The organism is Burkholderia sp. IT-111MI5 (genome assembly GCF_949752865.1).
GTDB lineage: Bacteria > Pseudomonadota > Gammaproteobacteria > Burkholderiales > Burkholderiaceae > Burkholderia > Burkholderia pyrrocinia_C.
The window spans coordinates 18,509-44,271 of the sequence record NZ_CATKIF010000021.1; the positions used below are offsets into that span (position 1 = coordinate 18,509).

Consider the following 25,763-nt stretch of genomic DNA (forward strand, 5'->3'; position numbering starts at 1 on the left):
GGAGAGGTCTACCGTGTTCAGACGGAGACGCCGTCCGGCCACCACGCCGTCCGGTAGATCCATTGTTGACGAGCGCTCCGCATCCGGGAATCAGTCTGGTCTGATTTTCGGGCGCAAGACCCACCGGCAATTCAGACAGGTCCGATAGGATTGGCGTCGGGTGGCTCGTAAACTCCGACCCGTGAACCTCTCGACCTCCCCCTTCGTCCATACGATGCGCGCCGCGATCCGCGACGCGATCCGTCGCCCCCGCTTCCTCCGCGGCCTCGACATCGCGGTGCTCGCGCTGATCGTCGCGAGCGTCTTCGTCGTGATGATCGACAGCGTGCAGGAACTGCACGCGCAGTACGGGAACGCGCTGTACGCGGCCGAGTGGGCGTTCACGCTGCTGTTCACCGTCGAATATGCGATGCGGCTGTTCACGGCGCCGAAGCCCGCCGCCTATGCGCGCAGTTTCTTCGGCATCGTCGATCTCGTATCGATCCTGCCGACCTATCTCGCGTTTTTCTTCCCCGGCCTGCATGCGCTGATCGACGTGCGCCTGCTCAGGCTGCTGCGCGTGTTCCGCATACTCGGGCTCGCGATCTATCTGGAGGAAGGCCAGATGCTGATCCGCGCGCTCGCGCGTGCGCGGCGCAAGATCTTCGTGTTCATCGGCGGAATGTTCGTGATCGTCGTGATCCTCGGCACGGTGATTTTTCTCGTCGAAGGCCCCGAGAACGGCATCACGAGCATTCCGGTCGGCGTGTACTGGGCCGCCGTGACGATGAGCACGACCGGCTATGGCGACCTGACGCCGCACACGCCGCTCGGCCGGCTGATCACGTCGTGCGCGATCCTGCTCGGTTACGGCATCATCGCGTTCCCGACCGGTATCATGGGCGCGGAGCTCGTCGCGTCCGCGCTCGAACGCGGACGGGCGCAGCAAGCGCAGTCCGGCGATGCCGGTGCGACGGTCTGTCCGCATTGCGGCGCATGCGCATCGAAGCAACGCGACGATGCCAGCGCCACGGCAACGCAGCGTGTGCCCGACCGCCAATCATCAACGCATTCCTCATTCGATCAACGACAATGAACGCTTCCTCATGCTGAGCATCGGCCCCTTTTCCGTAAGGGTCGTGGCCGTAGCCATCGCCGCCCTGATCGCGTGGATCGTCGCGCGATTCGCGCAGCGCAACCGGCCCGCCGGCCAGCACAAGACATCCGCGAGCCTGCTGCTCGACGCGCTGCTGATCGGGCTGATCGCCGCGCGCGTCGGCTATATCGCACGCTGGTGGCCCGACTACTTCGCCGCGCCGAAATCCCTCGTCGCGCTCGGCGACGGCGGCTTTACCTGGTGGATCGGCTTGCCGGTCGCGCTCGCCTATATCGGCTGGCGGTCGCGCCGCCTGCCGGGGCTGGCGCGCCCCGCACTCGCCGGCATCGCCGCCGGCATGCTGGCTTGGGGGGCGGCTCAGGGTGTGCTGGCGACGTTCGACCGCGCGGCGGCGCCGTTGTCCGCGCTGCGCGTGGAGACGCTCGATGCGACGCCCGTTGCACCGAACCGCTACGCGGGCAAGCCCGTCGTCGTGAACCTGTGGGCGACCTGGTGCCCGCCGTGCCAGCGCGAAATGCCGATCCTGGCGCAGGCGCAACAGGATTACCCGGGCGTCAGTTTCCTGATGATCAATCAAGGCGAGGATGTGCAGACCGTGCGCGCGTTTCTCGAACGCGAAGGGCTGCGCTTCGACCACGTGCTGCTCGACCGCTCGCTCGGCGCGATGCGGACCTACGGTTCGCGCGGGCTGCCGACGACGCTGTTCTTCGATGACAAAGGCAGGCTGGTCGAGTCGCATATGGGCGAGATCACCGCCGCGCGGCTCAAGGACACGATGAATACGCGGTTCGGTTTCTGAGGTGCGGAAACGGCTGCGCCGACGCACCGTCAGGCATTGCGACGACAGGCGCGGCGAACATCTCGGGCCTGCGTCGTCCGGCGCGGGCCGGCGAACGCGAAACGCGAGGCCGGCTTGCGACGCAGCGGCCAAACTGTTTCCCGCTCGACCAGCCATCATCAGGGTGTTTCATGCGCGGGCAAACACCACCGCGCAGCAATCGCGAAATCCGGCGCCGTCCCGATCAACCCGCCGGACCGTTTCCCGCACGACCGGCCATCGCCGGGGATCTTCATGCGCCGGCAAACGCTGACGGCGCGGCAATCGAAGCCGGCCCCGTCCTCGCTCAACCCGCCTGTGCACCGATCGATCGCGCGAACTCGGCGATGCCGGTCAGCATGATCTGCACGCCGACGCACAGCAGCAGGAACGCGGACACGCGCATCGCGACCTTCGTGCCTTCGCCGCCGAGATAGCGCGCGAGCGTGGTCGCGCGGCTGTAGATCTGCCAGATCGCGAACGCGACGAGCGCGGCGACCGCCACCGAAATCACGCCCGACAGCAGATAGTCCTTCGCGCCATGCGAGCGGTTCGCGTGCAGCGCGATGCCGGCCGCGATCGAACCGGGGCCGATCGTCAGCGGCACCGTCAGCGGAAAGAACGCGCGCGCCATCAGGTTCTGGAAATCGCTGCCGTGCGCCACCGACGCATCGGTCGACACGTCCGGCGCGTTGAGCATCGACCAGCCGGCCACAGCGACCGCAAAGCCGCCGCCGATCCGCAGCGCTTCCATCGAAATGCCGAAGAAGTTCAGCACCGGCGCGCCGACGAAGAAGATCACGAGCAGCGTGAAGAACACGTTTCTTCCGAGCTTCTTCGACAGCATCGCGCGTTCAGGCTCGGTCAGCGATTGCGTGCGCTCGAGGAACACGAACGCCATCCCGAACGGATTGATGATGCCGACCAGGCCCATGAAGCCGAACAGGATTTCGGGGATCAGGCGGTCGAACGTCATTGCCCGCTCGCGCTTTCGTCCGTGAGACGCGTATGGCTGGGCAGCGCGACGTGCAGGTCCGGACCCGGCGATGCGGCAGAGGCAGCGGCACGCGCCGGTTCGCGCGTCGCGGCGAGCCATTTCGAGAATTCCGCGGCGGTCATGCCGACGGCCGCGTGGGCCGACCGGGACGCGGCGGGCGACGCGTCGGCCTGCTCCGCTGCATGCGCGCGCGATGTCGCGCCGCCTGACGCAGCCGATGCAGGTGCAGCCGCGGCCAGACGCTCGCGCGCCGTTTCCAGGCGCACCGCCTTCCTGCGCGTCACGCTTGCGGATTTCCGCGCGGCCGGTGCTGCGGTCGACGCGTCGGGCGTCGGCGCGGCTTCGGCGCGCACGACCGTCGTTTCGCCGGTTCCCGCAACGGTCGCCGCGACAGCCAGGCCGGGCTCGAGGTCCGGGTCCACCGGGATCGTCGCCGGCGCCGCGACAGCCGACCCCGACGCGGTCGAGATCGCCGCCTCGTAGACGGTATTGCGCAACGCGCCGCGACGGGCGCCGTGGAACGCGTGCGTTCCCGCCAGGCCCACGGAACCGAACACGAGGCCGGCCGCGAGCATCATCATCGTGGGCCGCCACCGGCGGGGTGCAGGGCGCGGCTTCACCCACGGCTTGTTGTCCGAACCGAAATCCGACGCGCGCACGGCGGTGGACGCCGACGCGTCGCGTGCGCCGTGCAGATTGAATACGCCCGGCCGCGGCCGCTTGCTCTTCACGAACGGCGTGCGTCGCCGCCCGAACGGCGGCGGAAGGTCGGAGAAAGGCCGCGCGAGCGGCAACGCGAAATGTCCGGTGATGTCCTGCATGCCCATGATGTCGGAGGCGAACCGCCCGCCGTTCGCCGGACGGATTCGCGCTATTGAATGTGGATGACGGATCGGAGTATCGCCGCGCGGCCTGTCGCGAGTAAATCGGACTGGGCTTATTCTGGCGGTGGCGTGGTTCAAGCAAGCGCGGGCGGCCGTGCCGCGTCACACCGTCCTTTGTCGCGGACCGGATCCGACCACGCATCGGCCGGCCGATCGCGCAGCCGCGCGAATCGACGCCCGCCTCCCGCCTGTCAGAACCGCCCGCGCAGCCCGATGAACACTTCGTTCGACGACAGCTTCGACTTCAGCTGCTCGTCGCGCGCCGACACGCGGTTCACGAACGTGTTGAAGCCGGTCTCGACGTTCCCCATGTCGACATAGCGATACCCGACGTCGATCGTGAAGCGCTTGTTGATCGCGTAGCTCACGCCCGCGCCGGCCGAATACGCGAGGTTGGTCTGCGTCTTCGACGCGAAGCGGCGCGTATCGTTGCCTTGCCAGCCGTCGGCCGACACGATCGCGACGCCGAGGCCGAGCGTGCCGTATACCGAGAAGCCGCGGCCGAGATCGAAGTCGCGATAGCCGTTCAGCATCAGCCGTTGCGACGACACGTGGAACTCGTTCGCGTTCGCATCGAACGGCGCCCAGTAGCTGACGAAATTGCCCGAACGCTTGAACACGTATTCGCCTTCCGCGCGCCAGCCGTTGCCGAACTGATAACCGGCCGCGACCGAGCCCGTCACGCGATCCTGCCCGTCCGGGCCGCCGATGCGGCTCGTCACGCGCGGGCTCGTCAGCTCCATGTTCACGGCGTTGTCGAACGCGCCGATGACGCGCGCGGTCGCGTAATAACCCGCGTCGCTCGCGTCCTGCTTCTTCGTTTCCGGTGCAGCCACGTCGGCGAACGCCGCGCCCGAGAACAGCAGCGCGAGCGACGACGGCAGTGCGAATGACTTGATCATGACCATGCTTCCTTGTGGATGAGAGGAGATCGCGTCATCGTAGGAAGTTCGTCATGCGCATTGAACCCGTTCGCGTACGGGTAGCGCCTCCGTAGCGGTACGGAGGCGCCGTGCGTCGCCGATTACTTCACGTCGTAGCGCAGCAGCGGCCGCCCGTTCAGCGGCTGCACCGTGCGCGCGTTGTGCGAGTAGCGCATCCGGAACGCGGCGATGTCGTCGGCGGACAGCTCGACCGGCTCGTCCAGCACGTACCATTCGACGTTTTCGGTCAACGGCGGCGTGGTCAGCGAACCGAGGTAGTGATAGTAGGCGTTCACCTTGCCGGGCATCAGCCTGCTCGCGTGAAACGACGACAGGCTCGCGGTGTCCGCGCCGCGGAGCGCATCCATCGCCGCAGCGAACTGCGCGTTCTCGCTGCCGGTGCGATACAGCACGGCGACGACGGCCAGCCGGCCATCCTGCGACCGAAACACGAAATGCCCCTCGACCGGATAGGTTCGGCCGTCGAGCGTGTGTTCCGCCGGCGCGTGGAAATGAATCTGCTGAAGCCTGAAATGGCGGCCACGGATCGTCGCGCTGCCGCCAGCCGGCACGATCTGGATCGTGTGGCCGTTGTCGATCACCTTCGCGCGCGTATCGGCGATGTGCACGTCGATCGCGATGTTTTCGTCTTCGTATCGCGTCGCGCGCCTGGCCGTGCCCGAATCGATCGCGACCGGCGACTGCGCATCGCCGGATTCCAGATGCCATTCGCGCTGATGGTCGTAGTCGAATTCATGATCGACCGATGCAGCCGTTGCCGATGCCGGTGCGTCGGCCGCATGTGCAGGCATTGTCATGGCCGTCATGGTGAACAGCGTCGCAGTCGCGAGCCGCATCATCGTGGTTCGGGTCGTATTCATTTGAGTTCTCCCTGAAGAAAAAAAGACAAAGGCTATGGCGTCGAAACGCCTGCGAGCGCCGCGTAATCGCGCACGAGCTCGACGAGCGACGCGACCCGCAGCTTGTCGAACAGGTTCGCGCGATAGGTCTCGACCGTGCGCGGCGACAGCCCGAGATCGCGCGCGATTTCCTTGTTGCTGCTGCCGCGCACGATGCCGTCGAGCACGTCGCGCTCGCGCGCGCTCAGCGTCGCCAACCGCATCGCACGCGCCGCGCGTGCCTGCGCTGCTGCATCGCCGTCGCGCCGGTCCGCATGGCGGCGCATCGCCTGCTGGACCACGTCGATCAGTTCGTCGTCGTCGACGGGCTTGCGCAGGAAATCGCACGCGCCGCGCTTGAATGCACGCCGGCATGCGTCGACGTTGCCGTGGCCGGTCAGCACGATCACGGGCAGATTGCGCCGCTCGGCCAGGCAATCGAGCGCATCGAGCCCGCTCATCCCCGGCATCCGCAGATCGAGCAGCACGCAGCCGAGCGTGCTGTCGTCGGCCTCCGCGAGAAACGCCTGCGCGTCGGCGAAGCGGCGCGTCCGCACACCGACCGTGCGCAGCAGCAGCGCGAGGCCGTCGCGCACGGCTTCGTCGTCGTCGACGATCGCGACGACGGACCCGGCCGACATCGGGTTCGGTGTTTCATTCGTGCTCATGCGTGTTCCTCCTCGTCGATCGGCAGCAACAGCACCGCCTCGACGCCGCCGAACGGCAGGTTGCGGATCGTCAGCGATCCGTCCTGCCGCTGCGCGAGCGTGTCGCACAACGGCAGCCCGAGGCCGAGCCCGTCCGTGCGCGTCGTGAAGAACGGCTCGAACAGCCGCGGCAGCGCGTTATCCGGCACGCCCGGCCCGTTGTCCACGACGCTGAAACGGTAGTGCCGCCCCGCGCGCGCGCCGCTCACGCGGATCTCGCCGCGCGGCTCGCCGGCGAGCGCATCGCGCGCGTTGCGAATCAGGTTGTGCAGAATCTGCTCGACCGCAACCGGATCGGCCAGCGGCTGCGCGCGCGGCGTCGCGTTGCGCCACGTCAGCGCGACGTGCTCGCGCGCCGCGTCGTCGGCGTGCAGGAACAGCAGCGACGCCATCAGCGCGTCCGGATCGAGCGCGCGGCGTGCGTCGTCGCGGGTCGATGTCATCGCCGTGCGCAACCGGTCGAGGATCGCCGCCGCGCGCTTCGCCTGCGCGACGCTCGTCTGCAGTGCGCGGCGCACGCTGTCGCGCTCCGACGGCGTGTCGAGCAGCCGCTCGGCCGCGCGCGTATGCGTGACGATCGCAGTCAGCGGCTGGTTGAGTTCGTGCGCGAGGCCGGCCGCCATCTCGCCGAGCGTGTCGAGCCGCGCGACACCGTCGAGACGCGCGCGGGCGCGCTCGCGGCGGCGCGTCTCGCGCAGCCGCCACGCGCCGAACGCGCCCGCGGCCAGCAGCGCGGCCACCGCGTTCCACAACGCGATCGGCAGCCACGGCAGATCGACCGCCGTGAGCGTGCGCGTCGTCGTCAGCACGAACGCCTGCGGTTGCGCGGGCAGATGCTTTTCGAGCCGCATCGTCCAGCCGAACGGCGTCGTCGGTGCATCACGGTGCAGCAGGTCGAACGCGCGGTCTTGCAGATGCAGCGTCGCCGATGTGAGCGAGTCGGGCCAGTCGCCCGGTTGAAGCAAGTGGCGCGGGTCGATGCGCACGGCCCAGCCCGTATCGGCGACGAGCCAGTAACCGCCGTCGGCCGCGAACTCGATCGAGAACGTCGTGCCGAAACGGTGCGACGGCGGCTGCGTGCGTCGCAATGCGTTGCCCGCGATATGCCGATCCGCGCCGGCGCGCCGGTATTCGAGCCCGTCGAGTTGCGGCATCCGCGCGCGCAGGTTGTCGAGCATCTGCGGCGGCGGCGCGAACAACGCGGTCGCACCGAGCGTCGCGAGAATCGCTTCGTGCTGCGCGGCCTTCTGGCCGAGCAGGCGAATCGCGATGCTCGAATCCTGGAAAAAGCGGTCGTAGGCATCACCGACGGCACGCGACACGACGAGCGCAGTGCCGGCGAGGCTCAGCGCCAGCCATGCACAGCACAGTGCGACGCGAATGGATGGTTTCATGCAGATGACATGCAAGGAAGCCCCAGCGGCCGGACGCAGCATGCGTGAAGGCGGGCGATACGCGCCGCGACGGAGCGGTACAGCGTGCAGAACGCCGGACGCGTGCGGCGGCCTCGGTGTCGGCTGCGATCCGCTCCCGCATTGTCGGCAAGAAGTCGTTGCGCGTGGTCCGATACTGCGTGCGAAATCGGTCAGCCTCGTCCGATACCTGCGATTGCGCACGCGGTGTGCCGGCGGTTCCATGCGAAGCGGCGGCGACGGAAGCACACGACGCGTCGTCGTGGCCGGCAGGCAACGCCTGCGTGCGGCATCGGTCGGGTCGCCCGATACCTGTGATCGCGCACGCGGCGTGCCGGCGGGTCCGTGCGAAGCAGTGCCAACGAAAAGCACAGGGCGCGTCGTCGAGACAGGCGTGCAACGCGCATGCGCGTTGCACGCATCGCCACCTTCAATTTCAGACTGGGCTGATTCACGCGATGCATACACACGACGACAATCATTTCAGCGGCGTGCCTGTCGTCCTCCGAATGCAGGCATGCCGCGGTTTCCAGAGATAGATAGTCGATATTCATCCCGCCTTCGCGGCGGGATCTTTTTCGCGCGACATCCGGCATTCGGATCTCAAGCGCGAATCGAGTCCGTCCATGATCTCTTCTCCCTTCGCGCGACGCGAGCGCATCGAAACCGCCTCTGCTGCACCGGACGAACGCCGCGACAGCGCCGTGCCCGACGACGGCCGCGCCACCGCGACCCGACGGCGCATGCAGGCGCGCCGCCCCGGCACGCGGCATCCGCGCACGCGCCGCCGGCACGACCGATGCCCTCTCCGCCCATGACCGACGCCTCGACGCTCACGATCGGCATCCTGACGATCGATCATCCGGCGCGCCATGCATTCGACGATCGTCTGCGGCGGGCCGGCCACGGCTACGACCGCCTGCGGATCGACGACTTGCTGCGCCGCGCCGGCTACCGCCCCGTCCGTTTCGAATACCTGCCCGACCTGCTGGCCGCCTGCGACGCGCGGCCGTTCGACCTGCTCGTCGTGCAATGCGAAACGCCGTGCTACCGGACCGCCGAGGCAGTCCGCACGCTGCGCGCGCGCTTCGCCGTATCGATGCCGCTGCTCGTGACCAGCCAGCACGACGACGACCGCGCTCGGACGATCGCGTTCGACGCCGGCGCGAACGAATACCTGCCGTACGCGTCGCCCGCCGAAACCATCGTATCGAGCGTGTCGACGTGGCTGCGGTGGGCCCACTACCGGACGACGCATCATCGTCACTGGCGTGTCGGCTGTTTCGAGTTCGACGCCGCCAATCGCACGGTCCGCGTGGACGGCCACGAACACGTGCTGACCGAGAAGCACTTCCAGATCGCGACGGCGCTGTTCATGAACCTGGGCCGGCCGCTGTCACGCCCGCACATGAGCCAGCTCGTCTGGGGTTCGCTCGTCGCGGTGTCGAGCCGACGCCTCGATACGCACATCACGAACCTGCGCGGGCGGCTCAAGCTCGACGGCCGCTACGGGTTGAAGCTGCTCACCGTGTACGGATACGGCTACCGGCTCGTCGAATGCGAGCCCGGGGCCGAGCCCGATTCCGCGTCCGAACATCCGCACGAGCACATGCACGCGCACTCGCTCTAAACGCGAGTCGCACGAAGCCGGACAAGCAGCGCACCGCCCGATCCGGCCACACGCTGACGCACCACGTTCCCCCATGCGACGAACGGCCGGCGGCGAACCGGCTTCGAGCAAAGCGCAATCACCGCACCGCGACACGGCCGGTCTCCCTTATCATGGCGAAACCTTCGCCGACCGCCCCGTGCCACGATGGATCATCGCGCCGCCTCCGACCGCAGCCGCCCCGCCTCCCGCACGCCCGTCGGGCGCCGTCAGCGCACGCTGCTGTATGCGGGCGGCATCGGCGTGACGCTTGCCGCGCTGGCCGCGAGCGGCACGCTGCTGTATGCGATGGGCAAGGACTACGTGCAGGAGCGCTACACGCAGTTCGCGGTGCGCCAGTTCTTCGTCCGGTTCGAATTCAACCTGCGCGCGACGGGCATGGACACGCTGGTCACGCACGAGGAAGCGGTCTGGCACACGCGCGCGACCGATCCCGCGCTCGCCGCGCAACTCGCCGACGGGCACGGCCGGCTCGTGCTGCAAGGCAGCCCTCGGTTCCCGCCGGTGCTCGCCGTCGCCGACCTGTCGCCCGCACGGCCCGCCGCGTCGTATGCGCGCGACCTCGCGATGTCGAGCGAGATGAGCTACCGCGTCGGCGCGTACGTCGCGAAGCAGGAAGCCGACCGCGCGATCGCCGGCTACGCGTACGACCCGAACCGTCATTTCGCGCTCATCATCCCGCAGCCGGCGGCCGATCCGCTGGCCATGACCGGTTCGGCCGACGTCGCCGCGCTGCTCGACAAGGTCGCGGGCGACCTCGGCCCCTCGCCGGCCGGGCGCTACGTTTGGCACGCGCCCGCGCACGACCCGATCCAGCAGCGCGACGTGTTCCGGCTGGTCGGCACCGTCTACGACGGCGGCCGGCCGAACGTCGTGTTCGTGTCGACGCTGCCCGCCAGCCTGCTGCGCGAACGGCTCGCGGGCCGCGACGATGGCGACGCCGCGATCATCGCCAACGCCGAAGGCCGTACGGTGCTGCGCGTCGGCGCGGCGGAACGCGGCGATGCCGCGGCAACGATCGTCGAACGGCTCGTCGCCGATGCGCGCGCAGTGCGCGCCGACGGCCCGCATCCCGCGCATCACGCCGGCTATTTCACGCTGAGCCAGCGCATTCCCGGCACCGACTGGACGCTCGTGCAGTCGTTCTCGACGCGCTCGGTGCTCACGGCGCTCGGCCAGCGTGTCGGCTGGTACGCGGCGCTGATGACGATTGCGCTCGGCTTCGCGTGGACCATGCTCGTGCTGTTCGACCGCCGCGTACTGAAGCCCGACGACGCACGCACGCGGCGCATCGTCGAGAGCGAGAACCTGAACAGGACGATCGTCGAGGCCGCGCCGTCCGGCATCGCACTGCTGTCGCTCGACGACGGCACGGTGCTGATGCAGAACGACACGATGCGCGCGTACGACGCACGCGCCGCCGGTGAGCAGTCGCTCGCCGCGCGCCTCTTCACACGCTTCGACCGCACGCCCGGCGCGAACGCGTGGCAGCCCGACCTGCATGTGCCGCTGCCCACCGCGCAGGGCGACACGCTCGACCTGCTCGCGACGCTCGTGCGCACGCGCTATCGCGACGCGGACGTATTGCTGTGCAACGTATCCGACATCACGTCGCAGAAGGCCGTCGAGCGCCATCTCGACGAAGCGCGGCGCGCGGCCGACGCGGCGAACGACGCGAAATCGGCGTTCCTCGCGACGATGAGCCACGAGATCCGCACGCCGCTGAACGCGATCCTCGGCAATCTCGAGCTGATCGGCCGCGAGCCGCTGACGGATACGCAGAGCGAGCGGCTGCATACGGTCGAGGGTGCGTCGGCGACGCTGCTCGACCTGATCAACGACATCCTCGATCTGTCGAAGATCGAAGCCGGCCAGATGACGATCGAGGCGATCCCGTTCGATCTCGCGGAAACGATCACGCAGACCGGCGCGATGTTCGAACCGCTCGCGACGGCGAAGGGTTTGCAGTTCGACGTGATCGTCGACGATGCGCTCGCGCAACGCTACATCGGCGACCCGACCCGCATCCGGCAGATCGCCGCGAACCTCGTTGCCAACGCAATCAAGTTCACGAGCCACGGCGACGTGACGCTCGAAGTCTATCTGCGCGACGATACCGATCCGGCGTCGCCCGTCGTGATCGGCGTCAGCGATACCGGCATCGGGATGACCGACGCGCAGCGCGCGGCGCTGTTCCAGCCGTTCACGCAGGCCGACACGTCGATTTCGCGCCGCTTCGGCGGCACGGGGCTCGGCCTCGCGCTGACGAAGCGGCTCGCGACGATGATGGACGGCGCGATCGACGTGAAAAGCGAGGCGGGGAACGGCAGCACGTTCGTCGTGACGCTGCCGCTGCGTGCGGCGACCAGTGACGAAGTCGCGCATCACGAAGCGGCCGGCGACGATGCGGCGCTGCCGGCGCTCGCCGCGCGCGTGCTCGTCGTCGACGATCATCCGGTGAACCGCAAGCTGCAGCAGAGCCAGCTCGTCGCGCTCGGCTACGACGCGGATGCGGCCGAAGACGGCGCGGCCGCGCTGCGCCGTTGCACGGACACGCGCTACGACCTGGTGCTGACCGACCTCAACATGCCGGGCATGGACGGCTACACGCTCGCGCGCGTGCTGCGCGCGCAATACCCCGGCCTGCCCGTCGTCGCGAGCACCGCGCATGCGAGCGCGGAAGAACGCGCGCGCTGCGCCGAAGCCGGCGTCGTCGCCGTGCTCGTGAAACCCGTGCTGCTTGAAACGATCGACCGCACGGTGCGGCGGTTCGCGAACGTCGGCGCCCCGCGGCCGCGTGCGTCCGCGCTGGTCGACCTCGCCGAAGGCCCGTTGCCGCCGGACGTGCAGGCGTTGCTCGCCGAAAGCGTCGAACGCTCGCTCGCGGCGCTCCGCGCCGCGCTCGCACGCGACGACACCCGCGCGCTGCGCGACGAGCTGCACGCGCTGCGAGGCGCGTTCGCGACCATCCACGAGCACGCGGCGGCCGATGCGGTGCGCGACATGCAGGACGCCGTGCAGGCCGGCGATTCCGCATCGCTCGCGACCTTGCTCGACCGCATCGAACGCGTCACACGCGAAGCGCTGCGCCGCCGCGCCGCGCAAGTGCCGTCGGCCTGAGCGGCGCGCGCGCCGGCGCATAGGACTGGTCCGACACCGGCGGCACGGCGTTTCAGCCCCGGACGACAGATTCGGACGCGTCCGATCCTTACCATGCTTTCAGAGACCCAAAGAACTGAAAGGAGTAGGGATATGAACACGACGTACCGCACTGTGTGGAACGCCGCGACAAGCACGTGGACGGCGGTCGCCGAGACGGCGAGATCGCATTCGAAGGGATCGGCGCGCGCTGCGCTCTCCGCTGTCGCCGCGGTTGTCGCACTCGGCGCGCCGTTCGGCACCGCCACGGCGGCCGAAGCCTGCACGTCGGCAGACGAACAGGCGAGCACGGCGGATAGCACGAACACGTGCACGCTGCCGTCGCCGTCGCCGATCGGTGCGCAATCCCGGTCGATTACGCCGACGGCCACGCTGGACGACGCCTACATCAAGGTCCTGCCGGCCACGACGGGCGGAACGGATGCGTCCGCCTCCGGAACGGCCGCAGTAGCGATCGGGAACGCCGCCGTTGCCAACGGCACATCGGTTCTGGCGTTCGGCTCCGCCGCGACCGCGACCAGCACCGGTTCGATGGCATTCGGGCGTCTTGCAGCAGCAACCAGCAGCGGCTCGATCGCGATCGGGAACGACTCGACCGCAACCGGCGGCACGGGTGCGACCGCATTCGGGAACAGCGCGGTTGCGAACGGCACGTCGGTTCTGGCTGTCGGCTCCTCCGCCACCGCGACGGGCACGGGTTCCGTGGCACTCGGCCGTTTGGCGAGCGCAACGGCCAATTCCAGTACCGCGCTCGGCAATCAGGCGTCGGTACTGGCTGCGGGCGCCGTTGCATTGGGCAATTCCGCCGGTGTCGCAGCGGGCGCAACCAATTCCGTCGCGATCGGCAGTAATGCGAGCGTCGCAGCCAATGTCACGAACGCGATGGCGCTCGGTACGAACTCCACCGCGACGCTCAGCAATACCATCTCGGTCGGCTCGTCGTCGCAGCAACGCCAGATCGTCAACATGGCCGCCGGCAAACTGGACACCGACGCCGTGAACGTGGATCAGCTCAAGCAGGTCGTCGCGACGCTCGGCGGCAACGCCGCGTTCGACGCGCAAACGGGCAACGTAACCGGCCCGACGTACAACGTCGCAGGCGGCGCACAACAGACCGTCGGCGATGCGCTCGGCGCGCTCGACGGCGCGCTGACGACCGCGAACGACAACATTGCCCGGAACGCGTCGGACATCGCGACTCTCGGTGGCGACGTGAGTCGCCTCGATAGCCGTGTCGCGAACAACGAGTCGTCGATCACGCAGATCAGCAACGACCTCAACAGCGGCGCGATCGGCCTCGTCCAGCAGGCCGGCGCGGGTGCCGAACTGACAGTCGGCGCGAACACGAACGGCGGCGCGGTGAACTTCGCCGGGACGGCCGGCGAGCGCACGCTGACGGGCATCGCGAATGGCGATATCTCGGCGGGCAGCAACGACGCCGTCACGGGCGACCAGCTTTACGCGACGAATCAGGGTGTCGCGCAAAACGCGTCCGGCATCGCGAGCCTCGGCACGCAAGTCACGAACCTCGACGGCCGTGTAACGACCAACGAAACGAACATTGCGAAGAACGCGACGGACATCACGACGATCAACAGCCAGCTCGGCGACCTGTCGAGCGGCACGATCGGCCTCGTCCAGCAGGCCGGCGCGGGCGCGGATCTGACGGTCGGCGCGAACACCGACGGCGCGGCAGTCAACTTCGCCGGGACCACCGGCGAGCGCACGCTGACGGGCCTTGCAAACGGCGATATCTCGGCAGGCAGCAAGGACGCCGTCACGGGCGACCAGCTTTACGCGACGAATCAGGGTGTCGCACAAAACGCATCCGGCATCGCGAGCCTCGGCACGCAAGTCACGAATCTCGACGGGCGCGTAACGACCAACGAAACGAACATCGCGAAGAACGCGACGGACATCACGACGATCAACAACCAGCTCGGCGACCTGTCGAGCGGCACGATCGGCCTCGTCCAGCAGGCCGGCGCGGGCGCGGATCTGACGGTCGGCGCGAACACCGACGGCGCGGCGGTCAACTTCACCGGTACCGCGGGCGAACGCAAGCTGACCGGCCTCGCAAACGGCGACGTCGCCGCAGGCAGCACCGATGCCGTGACGGGCGACCAACTGAACACGACGAACGCGAGCGTCGCCAACCTCGACCAGCGCGTGACGAGCAACGAAACGTCGATCACGCAGATTCGCAGCGACATGAATAGCGGCACGATCGGCCTCGTCCAACAAGCGAGCACGGGCGCGGACCTGACGGTCGGCGCGAACACCAACGGCGCGGCGGTGAATTTCTCAGGGACGGCGGGCGAACGCAAGCTGACAGGCATCGCGAATGGCGACGTCGCGGCCGGCAGTCACGATGCGGTGACGGGCGACCAGCTCCACTCAACGAACCAGGCTGTTGCACAGAATGCGTCGGACATCGCGGACAACCGGACCGACATCACGACGATCAGCAACAAGCTCGATAGCGGCCAGATCGGTCTCGCGCAGCAGGATCCGTCGACGGGGGCAATCACCGTCGGCGCGGCCACCGGCGGCTCGACGGTGAACTTCGCGGGCACCGGCGGCGCGCGCACGCTGAGCGGCGTCGCGAACGGCGTGAACGACGACGACGCGGTGACGATCGCGCAGCTGAAGGCGACGGGCCTGATCGACTACACGGGCAAGGAAATCTCGGCGATGACGTATGACGACATCTCGCTCAGCAGCGCGACCCTCGGCGGCGTAGGCGGCACCGCGCTGCACAACGTCGCGCCGGGCCTGATCGCGTCGGGCAGCATGGACGCCGTGAACGGCGGCCAGCTGCACGCGATGCAGCAGGATTTCGAGAGCCGGTTCTCCGGACTCGACGATCGCGTCTCCGGGCTGGAATCCGGCGGCGTGCCGGGTGACCCTGGCAACCCCGGCAACGGTTCGGGCGGCTTCGATCCGGGCGGCAGCGCGCCCGGCAGCGTTCAGCTTGGCGCCGGCGCGGATGCGTCCGGCGGCGACAGCACGGCCATCGGCTCGGGCGCGAGCGCTTCGTCCGGCAATGGCACGGCGATCGGCTCGGGATCGAACGCATCCGGCAGCAACGCCACGGCCATCGGACAGGGATCGAGTGCATCGGGTAGCAACGGCACAGCCATCGGCCAGGGTTCGAATGCATCCGGCAGCAATTCGGTTGCGCTCGGCGCGGGCTCGGTCGCGGATCGCGACAACGCGGTGTCGGTCGGCTCGGCCGGCAACGAACGGCAGATCACGAACGTTGCCGCCGGTACGGCGCCGACCGACGCGGTCAACGTGCAGCAGATGCAGAACTCGGTTCGCAGCGCACGCCAGGATGCGATGGGCGGCGTCGCGGCAGCGATGGCCGTGGCCGGCCTGCCGCAGTCGACGCAACCGGGGCGCACGTTCGTGGCGATGGCCGGCAGCACGTACGGCGGCGAGTACGGCAGCGCGCTCGGCGTGTCGTACATGACGCGCGACGGCAAGTGGACGATCAAGGCATCCGCGAACACGAGCAGCCGCGGCACGGTCGGCGCGGTCGTCGGCGGCGGTTTCTACTGGTAAGCCGTCGATTCCGGCAGGGCAGCTCCGCGCATCGCGAATGCGTCGAAGCGAAAGCGGGCGGAGCGATCCGTCCGCTTTTTTTGCGACCGTTCGACCGCCGATGCGGCGCGACATGGCCAAACGCGAGATCGGCTCGAGAATCAGCCCGGTCCGATTGGTTGACGCGGGCGTTGCCGGTAAGCTGTCCTGACGTGTTCCGATGACGATCGCCGCCGCGCAACACGTGCGTTCCGGCCGTGAACCGACCGAGGCGCGGGCGTTCGGTGGTGGTCGGTGGGCGCGGCCACGACAGAGATGGGTGTTGGTATCGATACGCAAACGCTGCCAGATGCGAACACCGAGCGCCCGCCCCTCGGTCCGTCGTTCACGCGAGCGCAGCTTCCGCGGCATCGCGGCGCGGATGCGCGGATGCGCGTGCATGCCCATCCGCGCCATGCCGGCACGCCCGTGAATCGCGAATCGCCGCTTTCTCCCGCCTCCGGGCGTCAAACCGCTGCTCGAATGGTCAATCCGCGCTCCGGCACTTTCGCGCTTCGCGCCCGCGAACCGCGCGCCTTCCGACACGCCCCCACCTTCCCGCTTGCTCATCGCCTTGCAATGCCTGCCCGCGCCGGGTCGATCGGGCTGTCGACGCATGCGCGGTTCCAATCCGGAAATTCCGTCCTGGCGCACACCAGCGCGAACGCGAGCGCGCTGACGTGTAGGACTGGCCCTACCGAGACGGCCCGACGTTTCAGCCGTGGCCGACAGATTAAGACGAGCCCGATCCCTACCATTCTTTCATCAACCTGACGAACTGAAAGGAGTAGGGAAATGAACAAGACTTACCGCAACATCTGGAACGCCGCGACGGGCACGTGGACGGCTGTCGCCGAAACGGCGAAGTCGCATTCGAAGGGTACGGCGCGCGCGGCGCGTCAGGCCGTGGTCGCGCTCGCGCTGGGTGGCGCGTCGGTCGGCGGCGCATTCGCGGCGGACGCGTGCACGACGGCTGATGGCACGAGCGGCACGGTCGATGAGGCTGGCGTGTGCCAGGCACCGGTCGCATTGAAGGGTGCGCGTTCGATCGGTACGACGGCCGCTCTCGACGACACCGTCATCAAGGTCGGCGGAACGACTGCCGCCACCATTTCCGGCAACACGTCAAACATCGCGATCGGCAGCGGCGCCAGTTCGTACTCGGATCCGGCAAACTCCCCCGCCATTGCGCTGGGATGGAACGCAAATTCGAACGGCGCCGGTGCGGTTGCGATCGGCTCCGGCTCGACCGCGTCGGCTACCGAAGCCGTTGCATTGGGCCTGCGCTCCACGGCGAGCGGCGCTAATTCCATGACGCTGGGTGGCGACGCGAAGGCAACGGAACAGAACTCGATCGCGCTCGGCTATCGATCGGAAGCGGATCGTGCGAATGCCGTATCGGTCGGCAGCGCGACGCTGCAACGCCAGATCACCAACGTGGCCGCCGGTACCGCAGCAACCGACGCTGTGAACCTCGGCCAGATGAACACCGCGCTTGCGACCAAGGTCGACAACAATTACGTCAAGGTGAATGGCACCGTCGATGCAACGGCCACGGCGAACGGCGCCATTGCGATCGGCAGCAACGCGCACGCCGACGCCACCGGCGCTGCATACCCGGGGGTTGCAATCGGTATGAATTCGTCCGCGATCGGCAATAGCCTCGCAATGGGTGGCGGAGCCAACGCAGTAAGTCGCGGCGTCGCAGTCGGTGCCGGCACAACCGCAAACGTCAACGGCGCAACCGCAGTCGGATATATCGCCGGCGCGACCGCAGACAGTGCGACCGCGCTGGGTTACTCGGCCAGGGCAGGAAATGTCAAATCGCTCGCGCTCGGCGCGGGTGCGAACGTACAAAACGACGGCAGTGTCGCACTCGGTGCCGGCGCCTCCACCGATCGCGACAACACCGTTTCGATCGGCTCTTCGACGCAGCAACGCCAGATCACCAACATGGCCGCCGGTACCGCAGCAACCGACGCCGTGAACGTGTCCCAGCTCGCGCCCGTCGTGACTGCACTCGGCGGCGGCGCGGCGATCGACACGACGACGGGCGCCGTGACCGGCCCGACGTACAACCTCACGAACGGCGGCCCGCAGACGACCGTCGGCGGCGCGCTCGGCGCGCTCGACCAGGGGCTGACGACCGCGAACGGCAACATCGCGCAGAACACGGCCGACATCACGACGATCAACAACCAGCTCGGCGACCTGGCGAGCGGCACGATCGGCATCGTCCAGCAAGATGCCGCGACGCGCAATATCACGGTCGCGAAGGACACCGACGGCACGGTCGTGGACTTCACCGGCACGGCCGGCGACCGCACGCTGACCGGCGTCGCGGCAGGCGACGTCTCGGCGGCAAGCAACGAAGCCGTCAACGGCTCGCAACTGCACGGCGTGGCAGAGAGCGTCGCTTCGGCGATCGGCGGCACCTCGACGGTCAACCCGGACGGCACGATCACCGCACCGAGCTTCACGGTCGGCGACGGCAACGGCGGCACGACCATCGTCCGCAACGTCGGCGACGCCGTGACGAACCTCGACGGCCGCGTGACGACCAACGAAGGCGACATCGCCAACCTCGCGGACCAGATCGGCAGCGGCACGGTCGGCCTCGTCCAGCAGGACGGGACGACGCGCAACATCACGGTCGCGAAGAATACCGACGGCACGGCCGTCGACTTCACCGGCACGGCCGGCGACCGCACGCTGACCGGCGTCGCGGCAGGCGACGTCTCGGCGGCAAGCAACGAAGCCATCAACGGCTCGCAGCTGCACGGTGTGTCGGAAAGCGTCGCTTCGGCGATCGGCGGCACCTCGACGGTCAACCCGGACGGCACGATCACCGCACCGAGCTTCACGGTCGGCGACGGCAACGGCGGTACGACCACGGTCCACAACGTCGGCGACGCCGTGACGAACCTCGACGGCCGCGTGAAGAACAACGAAGGCGATATCGCCAACCTCGCGGACCAGATCGGCAGCGGCACGGTCGGCCTCGTCCAGCAAGCCAACGCAGGCGCGGACATCACGGTCGGCGCGAACACCGACGGCGCAGCCGTGAACTTCACCGGCACGGCCGGCGACCGCAAGCTGACCGGCGTCGCGGCAGGCGACGTCTCGGCATCGAGCAACGAAGCCGTCAACGGCTCGCAGCTGCACGGCGTGGCGGACAGCGTCGCGTCGGCGATCGGTGCCGGCTCGACGGTCAACCCGGACGGCACGATCACCGCACCGAGCTTCACGGTCGGCGACGGCAACGGCGGCACGACCACGGTCCACAACGTCGGCGACGTCGTCACCTATCTCGACGGCCGCGTGACGAACAACGAAGGCGCGATCACGCACCTCGGCGACCAGCTCGCATCGGGCCAGATCGGTCTCGTCCAGCAGGATCTGGCGACGGGCACGATCACGGTCGGCGCGAACGTGGGCGGCTCGACGGTGAACTTCGCCGGCACGGGTGGCGCACGCACGCTGACCGGCGTCGCGAACGGCGTGAACGACAGCGATGCCGTGACGATCGCGCAGCTGAAGGCGACGGGTCTGATCGACTACACGGGCAAGGAAATCGCGGCCGTCACGTATGACGACATCTCGCTCGGCAGCGTGACCTTCGGCGGCTCGGCTGGCACGGCGCTGCACAACGTCGCGCCGGGCCTGATCGCGGCGGGCAGCATGGACGCGGTGAACGGCGGCCAGCTCCATGACCTGCAGCAGCAGTTCGCGCAGCAGTACGGCCAGTTGAGCGGCCAGATGAACGACCTGACGAACCGCGTCGGCGACCTCGAAACCGCAGGCGGCGGCTCGGGCGGCGGCATGGGCCCCGGCACGGGCACGGGCGGCGACGGTTCGCTCGTGGTCGGCGACGGCTCGAACGCGTCGGGCTCGAACAGCACGGCGGTCGGCCAGGGCGCGGTGGCGTCGGGCGACAACGGCTCGGCCTTCGGGCAAGGTTCGAACGCATCGGGCGAGAACAGCTCGGCCATCGGCCAGGGGTCCGTCGCATCGGGTTCGGACAGCACGGCGATCGGCCAGGGTTCGAGCGCAACCGGCAACGGCTCGGTCGCACTCGGCCAGGGCTCGGTGGCGGATCGCGACAACGCCGTGTCGGTCGGCTCGGCCGGCAACGAACGTCAGATCACCAACGTCGCGGACGGCACCGCGCCGACCGACGCCGTGAACGTGCGTCAGCTCGATAGCGCGATGCAGTCGGTGGATCAGCGTTTCGGCGAAACGAACCGCATGATCAACGACGTCGCGAAGAACGCGTACGCCGGTGTCGCGGCAGCGATGGCGATGCCGAACCTGACGCCTTCGCAGCCGGGCAAGACGGTGGTGGCAGTCGGCGCCGCGAACTACAAGAGCGGCTCGGCGGTGGCAGCGGGCGCGACCTACCGGACGCGCGACGGCAAGTGGCTGATGAACGGCGCGCTGTCCGTCACGTCGACGGGCGATGCGGGCGTGCGAGCTCAAGTTGGCTACGAGTTCTGACCGGACGGCTCCGCTTCGGCGGAGCGTCGACCCGAAGCGGGGGAGCCATCCCCCGCTTTTTCGGCCGACGGCCAGTGACGGTTCCGCACGAGCCGCCACTGGCCGTCGGCGCGACAGCTTCGATTCGCGCCGACACCTCTCCCTCATCAACGACCCCGGCCACACGCACCGCGCGACGTGGCGGGCAATACCAACATGACGAGAAACTTCCCCATCCGCATCGTGATCGCCGACGACCATCCGGCCGTCGTCATCGGCGCCCGCTACGAGCTGTCGGCAACGAATACGCTGTCGGTCGTCGCGAGCGCGCACAACTCGACGGAACTGATGGAGGCGCTCGCGGCCCACCCGTGCGACGTGCTCGTATCCGACTACGCGATGCCGGGCGCCGAGTACGGCGACGGCCTCGCGATGTTCACGACGATCCTGAAGCGCCATCCGAATCTCCGGATCGTCGTGATGACGATGATGGAAAACGCGGTGGCGCTGCGCGCGCTGATGGACCTCGGCATCGCGTGCATCGTCAGCAAGTCCGACATGACCAACCATCTGACGATGGCGATTCACGCGGCCTACACGAACGGCCGCTACCTGTCGCCGTCAATGGACCGGATCCTGCGCGCCGCCGGCAGCGCGAGCGGCAAGGCGCCGGCCTTGTCGGCGCGCGAACTCGAAGTGATCAGGCTGTTTGCGTCGGGTTTGTCGGTCAACGAGATCGCGGACAAGCTGAGCCGCAGCAAGAAGACCATCAGCACGCAGAAGAGCTCGGCGATGCAGAAGCTCGGCATCGAGCGCGACGTCGATCTCGTCCGCTACGCGATCGCGTGCGGGCTGGTGTCCGATTACGGGTATGCGGCGGCGCTGCCGGCCGGTGAAAACGACCCGAACTGACTGGCGGCGCAGCGCCGCGCGACGGCGCGCCGGTCAGGCCGGATCGGCGCGCCCTTCTCCGTCTCCTTCCTGGTCCCCGCCCTTGCCCTCGCTGCCGGACGCGGGGACGATCCCGTGCTCGATCGCGTAGCGCAGCAGATCGATGTCCTTGTCCAGCCCCAGCTTCTCCATCGCCCGCGCCTTCTGCGTGCTGATGGTCTTCTTGCTGCGGCTCAGCTGCTCGGCAATCTCGTTGACCGTCATGCCCGACGCATACAGCCGCACGACCTCGATCTCGCGGCCGCTCAGGCTCGGCGCCTGGTCGGCGACGCGCGTGCTCGAATGCGCGGACAACGTACGCACGACTTTCTCGACCGACGGCGAGTAATAGGTGCCGCCCGTCGCGGCTGCGTGAATCGCCGGAATCAGGTGATCGATCGTGTCCGATTTGCTGACGATGCACGCGATGCCGAGCCGCACCAGCGCGCCGATCACGGCTGCGTTATCGAGCATCGTCAGCACGACCAGCTTGACGGCCGGATAGTTGCGCTGCAGGTAGGAGAACAGCGCGATGCCGTCGCCGTGCGCGCTGCCCGGCATCGCATAGTCGGAGACCACGACGTCGCAGGCGCCCGCATCGAGCAGCGCGACGAGTTCGGTCGAGTTGCCGGCCTTGCCGGCGAGCTGGATCGTCGGCACCGACGACAGCCCGTGCTCGACGCCGACGAGCAATGCCGGATGATCGTCGGCCAATACCACGCGTATCTGATAGCTTCCCATAGTCGTCCGGGTGTCCGCTGATGTCGCGGGCGCCGAATGGCCGCCCGATTGCCGACGGCGGCGCTGCGCGCCGCTCTGGATCGTGATTGGGCGCTATCTTCGCATGAAACCGGAGGGGCATCCACGGATCGGGGGCGGGCGACAGCCGCCCGCCGCTGCGCCCTACGCCCAAAAGAAACAGGCCGCCGGCTCTTGTGGAGCCGGCGGCCTGAAGCCTGCCGAGGAAACCGACGCGCGACGGTCCGGTCGCGTATCGCCCGTGCGTCAGCTCATGGCCGACGCAGGCATGGGGAACGCCGGCATGCCGGCGTCGCGCAACGTTTTATTGCACATCGAGGCGGATCTCGACGCGGCGGTTCTGCGCACGGCCGTCCGGCGTCGCGTTCGACGCGACCGGGTCGGCCGCGCCGAGGCCTTCGGCTGCGAACGAGCGAGCCCGCAGCCCGTTCGCGCGCAGGTAGTTCACGACGGTGCGCGCACGCGCTTCCGACAGCGTGCGGTTGTGCGCCGCGCTGCCCGTCGAATCGGTGAAGCCCGTGATGGCGACGCGTGCGAACTCCACGCCGCGATTGGCCGCGATGAAGCGATCGAGGTCGTTGCGGGCTTGCGACGTCAGCGCCGCGCTATCGGTCGCGAAGTTCGCGTCGCCCTGCAGCAGCACCTGGCGCTGCGGAGCCGGTTGCGGGGCCGGCTGGGGTGCCGGTTGCGGTTGCGGCGCGGGCTGCACGACCGGTTGCGGCTTGCCGCACATGAACGTGATCTCGCGCGGATCCTTCATCGGCGCACGGCTGTACACGCGATCGATCATCTCGACCGGCGTGAAGCCCTGGCCCTGACAGAATTCCTCGGCGGCACGCGCGCACGAATTAGCGCTGCCGAGCAACCCGTCGCAGCTCACGCGGAACAGGCGGTCGGGCTTACCCGGAATGGAGACTGCGCGAATGTCGTAGGTCAGCCCCGATTGGGTCGTACAGGCGCCGAGCGCCATCGCGATCGCGCCGATCGATGCGGCGCGCACAAGCAGTGATTTCATGGTCATGATGAAGCGCCCGCCCGAAGGCGGACGCCCGTAAGAAAGTATTGAGTGAACGGATTGGCGTCGTGCGGGCGGGGCTTTCGCCCCGCCCTGCGCATTACCACTGGTACGACGCACCCACGCCGACGGTGTTGCCGCCGCTCGACAGACCCACGCCGGCCTTCATCTTCAGGTTCTGCGTGATGCGGGCTTCGCCGCCGAACGCCACGGCCTGATAGCCCTTGTAGGTCGCGCCGCCGACGCCGAACGACAGCGTCTTGCCCGGATCCACGCCCGGGATCATCGTCAGCGCGGTGGCTGCGGCGATACCCGAGTACGCGTTCTTCGACACGTCGTTGATCTGCCCTTGCAGACCGCCGACCGCGCGGTCGAGCTGGCCCTTCGACGCCGCATCCGACGCGTTCACGCCGTCCGCGATGTTGACGATCCGGCGGTTGCCGTCGTCGGTGCCGTTGCCGAACGAGACCGTGTTGGCTTCGTTCGCCACCGAGCCCGAGCCGATCGCGACCGACTGGCTGCCCGACGCGCTCGCGTTGCTGCCGATCGCGGTCGCGCCTTCGCCGGTGCTCTTCGCACCCGAGCCGATCGCCGCGCCGTTGTCCTTCGTGGCGCTCGCGTTCGAACCGATGACGGTCGCGTTGTTCGCGCCGCCGCCGACGCTCGCACCCGAACCGGCCGCCGTGTTGCCCGTGCCGGTGCCGGCATTGGCCGCCGTCGACGAACCCGGCGTGACGTCCGTGCCGGAGAAGTACGGGTTGTCGCCCGAACCGCCACCGCCGCCGCCGCTGCCCGGGTTCTGCTCGAGCGCGCCGACACGTCCGTCGAGATCGCCGAACCGGTCGCTCAAGTCGCTCAACTGACCGAAGTTCACGGCGTCGCTGCGGTTCACACCGTCCGCGACGTTGGTCAGGATCACCGGTGCCGCACCCGATCCGCCCAGCGTCACCGAACCGTAGTTCGCCGAGCCGTCGCTGTTCAGGTCGTAACGCACCGCCAGCGGATCGGTCGCGCCGTACGCGGCTGCGGCCTGGACTGCTTCCGCAACGGTCGAGTACTTCTGCCCGTTCACTTCGATCGCCGTGTCCGCGAGCTTGCCGCTCGCGTCGACCGTCGTGCCGCCGCCGATCACGTCCGCGACGCTCTGCGCCGTGCCGTGCAGCTGCGAACCGTTGATCGCGTCGTTGCTCGTCGCGTTCACCGCACCCGCGGCCACGCCGGTCAGCACGCGGTCGCCCGCCGTGCCCGTGAAGTCCACGACCGTGCCGTCCGTGTCCTTCGCGACCGTGATGTCGCGCGTCGTCCCGTCCTGCTGGACGAGGCCGATCGAGCCGTCCGACAGGCTGTTCGAGATGTTCGTGATCGCATCGCCGACGTTGTTGAACGTCTGGTTGTTGACCACGTACGTCGGGCTCGTCACCTTGCCGTCCGCATCGACCGTCGAACCGCCGCCCAACGAATCGGCCACGCTCTGCGACACGCCGTGCAGCTGCGCGCCGTTCACCGCGTCCGTGCTGGTCGCGTTCACCGCACCCGCCTTCACGTTCGTGATCGTCGTGCCGTTCGCGCCCGCCAGCACGACCTGGTCGAAGTTCGCCGTGCCGTCCGTGTTCTTGCCGTACGTCACCGCGAGCGACGCCAGCGTGCCCGGCTTGCTCGGATCGACCGGTGCGACAAGACCCGCGTCCTGCAGCTGGCCGACGTTCACCGCGTCGTGGCGATCCACGCCGTCCGCGACGTTCGACAGCGCCACCGGGCCCGTTGCCTTGTCACCGCCCAGCTTCACCGAGTTGTAGTTCGGCGTGCCATCCGCGTTGCGGTCGTACGTCACCGCTGCGATCGACTGGCCCGTCACCGGATCCACCAGGCCCGAGTCGGAGAGCTGGTTCTTGATGACCGTGATGTTCGTCGTGTTGTCCACGACTCGGCCGTCGAGGTTCGCCAGCGCGTCGCCCACGTTGTGGTAGTCCTGCTTCTGCGATGCGTTCGCCGGATCGGCCAGCGAATACGTCGGGTTCGTCACGTTGCCGCTCGCGTCGACGGTCGAGCCGCCGCCCAGCGCATCGGCCACGCTCGACGATACGCCGTGCAGCTGCGCACCGTTCACCGCGTCCGTGCTGGCCGCGCTCACCGCACCCGCCTTCACGTTCGTGATCGTCGTGCCGTTCGCGCCCTTCAGCGCAACCTGGTCGAAGTTCGCCGAACCGTCGGTGTTCGTGCCGTATGTCACCGCCAGCGAAGCCAGGCCCGAGCCCGGATTCGTCGGATCGACCGGCGCAACGAGGCCCGCGTCCTTCAGCTGGGCCACGTTGACTGCGTCAGTGCCGTCCGTACCGGCTGCCACGTTCTTCAACTGAACCGGGGTCGATGCGTTCGCACCGCCCAGCGTCACCTGGTTCTTCGCCGCGCTGTCGTACACCACCGCCAGCGATTCG

The 25,763-nt window shown here is 68.4% G+C and carries 16 protein-coding genes; 7 read left to right on the plus strand and 9 right to left on the minus strand.

Translation table 11 applies throughout. The annotated features are described in order from the left end of the window. The first annotated feature begins 214 nt into the window (after positions 1-214). Together ACM6JT_RS18210 and ACM6JT_RS18215 are read left to right on the plus strand one after the other, a co-directional pair. Complete coding sequence (locus ACM6JT_RS18210) at positions 215-1,075, plus strand: ion transporter (protein ID WP_081938479.1); 861 nt, start codon at positions 215-217, stop codon at positions 1,073-1,075. A 10-nt stretch (positions 1,076-1,085) separates the two neighbouring features. Continuing rightward, a complete protein-coding gene (locus ACM6JT_RS18215) occupies positions 1,086-1,895 on the plus strand; it encodes a TlpA family protein disulfide reductase (RefSeq protein WP_105391765.1) in 810 nt (269 codons plus the stop codon). A gap of 325 nt (positions 1,896-2,220) precedes the next feature. Here the strand turns inward: ACM6JT_RS18215 and ACM6JT_RS18220 are convergent, their stop codons facing one another. The 6 genes from ACM6JT_RS18220 to ACM6JT_RS18245 all read right to left on the minus strand — a co-directional run bounded on the left by ACM6JT_RS18220 (position 2,221) and on the right by ACM6JT_RS18245 (position 7,717). Continuing rightward, a complete protein-coding gene (locus ACM6JT_RS18220) occupies positions 2,221-2,889 on the minus strand; it encodes a MarC family protein (RefSeq protein WP_034181853.1) in 669 nt (222 codons plus the stop codon). Beyond that, positions 2,886-3,731, minus strand: coding sequence for a hypothetical protein (locus ACM6JT_RS18225; RefSeq protein ID WP_414856993.1), 846 nt, complete (start codon positions 3,729-3,731; stop codon positions 2,886-2,888). The genes ACM6JT_RS18220 and ACM6JT_RS18225 overlap by 4 nt, the downstream gene beginning before the upstream one ends. A 254-nt stretch (positions 3,732-3,985) precedes the next feature. Continuing rightward, a complete protein-coding gene (locus ACM6JT_RS18230) occupies positions 3,986-4,696 on the minus strand; it encodes an outer membrane protein (RefSeq protein WP_034182183.1) in 711 nt (236 codons plus the stop codon). Positions 4,697-4,818: 122 nt separating this feature from the next. After that, entirely contained in the window at positions 4,819-5,598 is a 780-nt protein-coding gene (locus tag ACM6JT_RS18235) for a carbonic anhydrase (protein WP_407971739.1), read from the minus strand. A 32-nt stretch (positions 5,599-5,630) separates the two neighbouring features. Continuing rightward, complete coding sequence (locus ACM6JT_RS18240; protein ID WP_414856994.1) at positions 5,631-6,284, minus strand: response regulator transcription factor; 654 nt, start codon at positions 6,282-6,284, stop codon at positions 5,631-5,633. Beyond that, positions 6,281-7,717, minus strand: coding sequence for a sensor histidine kinase (locus tag ACM6JT_RS18245; protein ID WP_414856995.1), 1,437 nt, complete (start codon positions 7,715-7,717; stop codon positions 6,281-6,283). The genes ACM6JT_RS18240 and ACM6JT_RS18245 overlap by 4 nt, the downstream gene beginning before the upstream one ends. An 832-nt stretch (positions 7,718-8,549) precedes the next feature. Here ACM6JT_RS18245 and ACM6JT_RS18250 point away from each other — a divergent pair. From ACM6JT_RS18250 to ACM6JT_RS18270, 5 genes are all read left to right on the plus strand, one after another. Then, positions 8,550-9,365 carry a response regulator transcription factor gene (locus ACM6JT_RS18250; RefSeq protein ID WP_414856996.1) on the plus strand — a complete coding sequence of 272 codons (816 nt, stop codon included), beginning with the start codon at positions 8,550-8,552 and terminating at the stop codon, positions 9,363-9,365. Between the two features lie 186 nt (positions 9,366-9,551). Further along, positions 9,552-12,524, plus strand: coding sequence for an ATP-binding protein (locus tag ACM6JT_RS18255; protein ID WP_414856997.1), 2,973 nt, complete (start codon positions 9,552-9,554; stop codon positions 12,522-12,524). Between the two features lie 132 nt (positions 12,525-12,656). Beyond that, on the plus strand, positions 12,657-16,130 hold the full coding sequence (locus ACM6JT_RS18260) for an ESPR-type extended signal peptide-containing protein (RefSeq protein WP_414856998.1): 3,474 nt from the start codon (positions 12,657-12,659) through the stop codon (positions 16,128-16,130). Positions 16,131-16,943: 813 nt separating this feature from the next. Further along, positions 16,944-20,645: a YadA family autotransporter adhesin gene (locus tag ACM6JT_RS18265; protein WP_414856999.1), complete on the plus strand. Its 3,702-nt coding sequence runs from the start codon at positions 16,944-16,946 to the stop codon at positions 20,643-20,645. A 195-nt stretch (positions 20,646-20,840) separates the two neighbouring features. After that, complete coding sequence (locus ACM6JT_RS18270) at positions 20,841-21,536, plus strand: response regulator (RefSeq protein ID WP_414857000.1); 696 nt, start codon at positions 20,841-20,843, stop codon at positions 21,534-21,536. 33 nt (positions 21,537-21,569) lie between these two features. Here ACM6JT_RS18270 and ACM6JT_RS18275 read toward each other — a convergent pair whose 3' ends face one another. The 3 genes from ACM6JT_RS18275 to ACM6JT_RS18285 form a co-directional block, all read right to left on the minus strand. Next, a complete protein-coding gene (locus ACM6JT_RS18275) occupies positions 21,570-22,295 on the minus strand; it encodes a response regulator transcription factor (protein WP_204493971.1) in 726 nt (241 codons plus the stop codon). Between the two features lie 322 nt (positions 22,296-22,617). Beyond that, a complete protein-coding gene (locus ACM6JT_RS18280) occupies positions 22,618-23,334 on the minus strand; it encodes an OmpA family protein (RefSeq protein WP_414857001.1) in 717 nt (238 codons plus the stop codon). Between the two features lie 94 nt (positions 23,335-23,428). Then, positions 23,429-25,763: YadA family autotransporter adhesin (locus tag ACM6JT_RS18285; protein ID WP_414857002.1), on the minus strand; the 2,335-nt coding region annotated here is incomplete at its 5' end.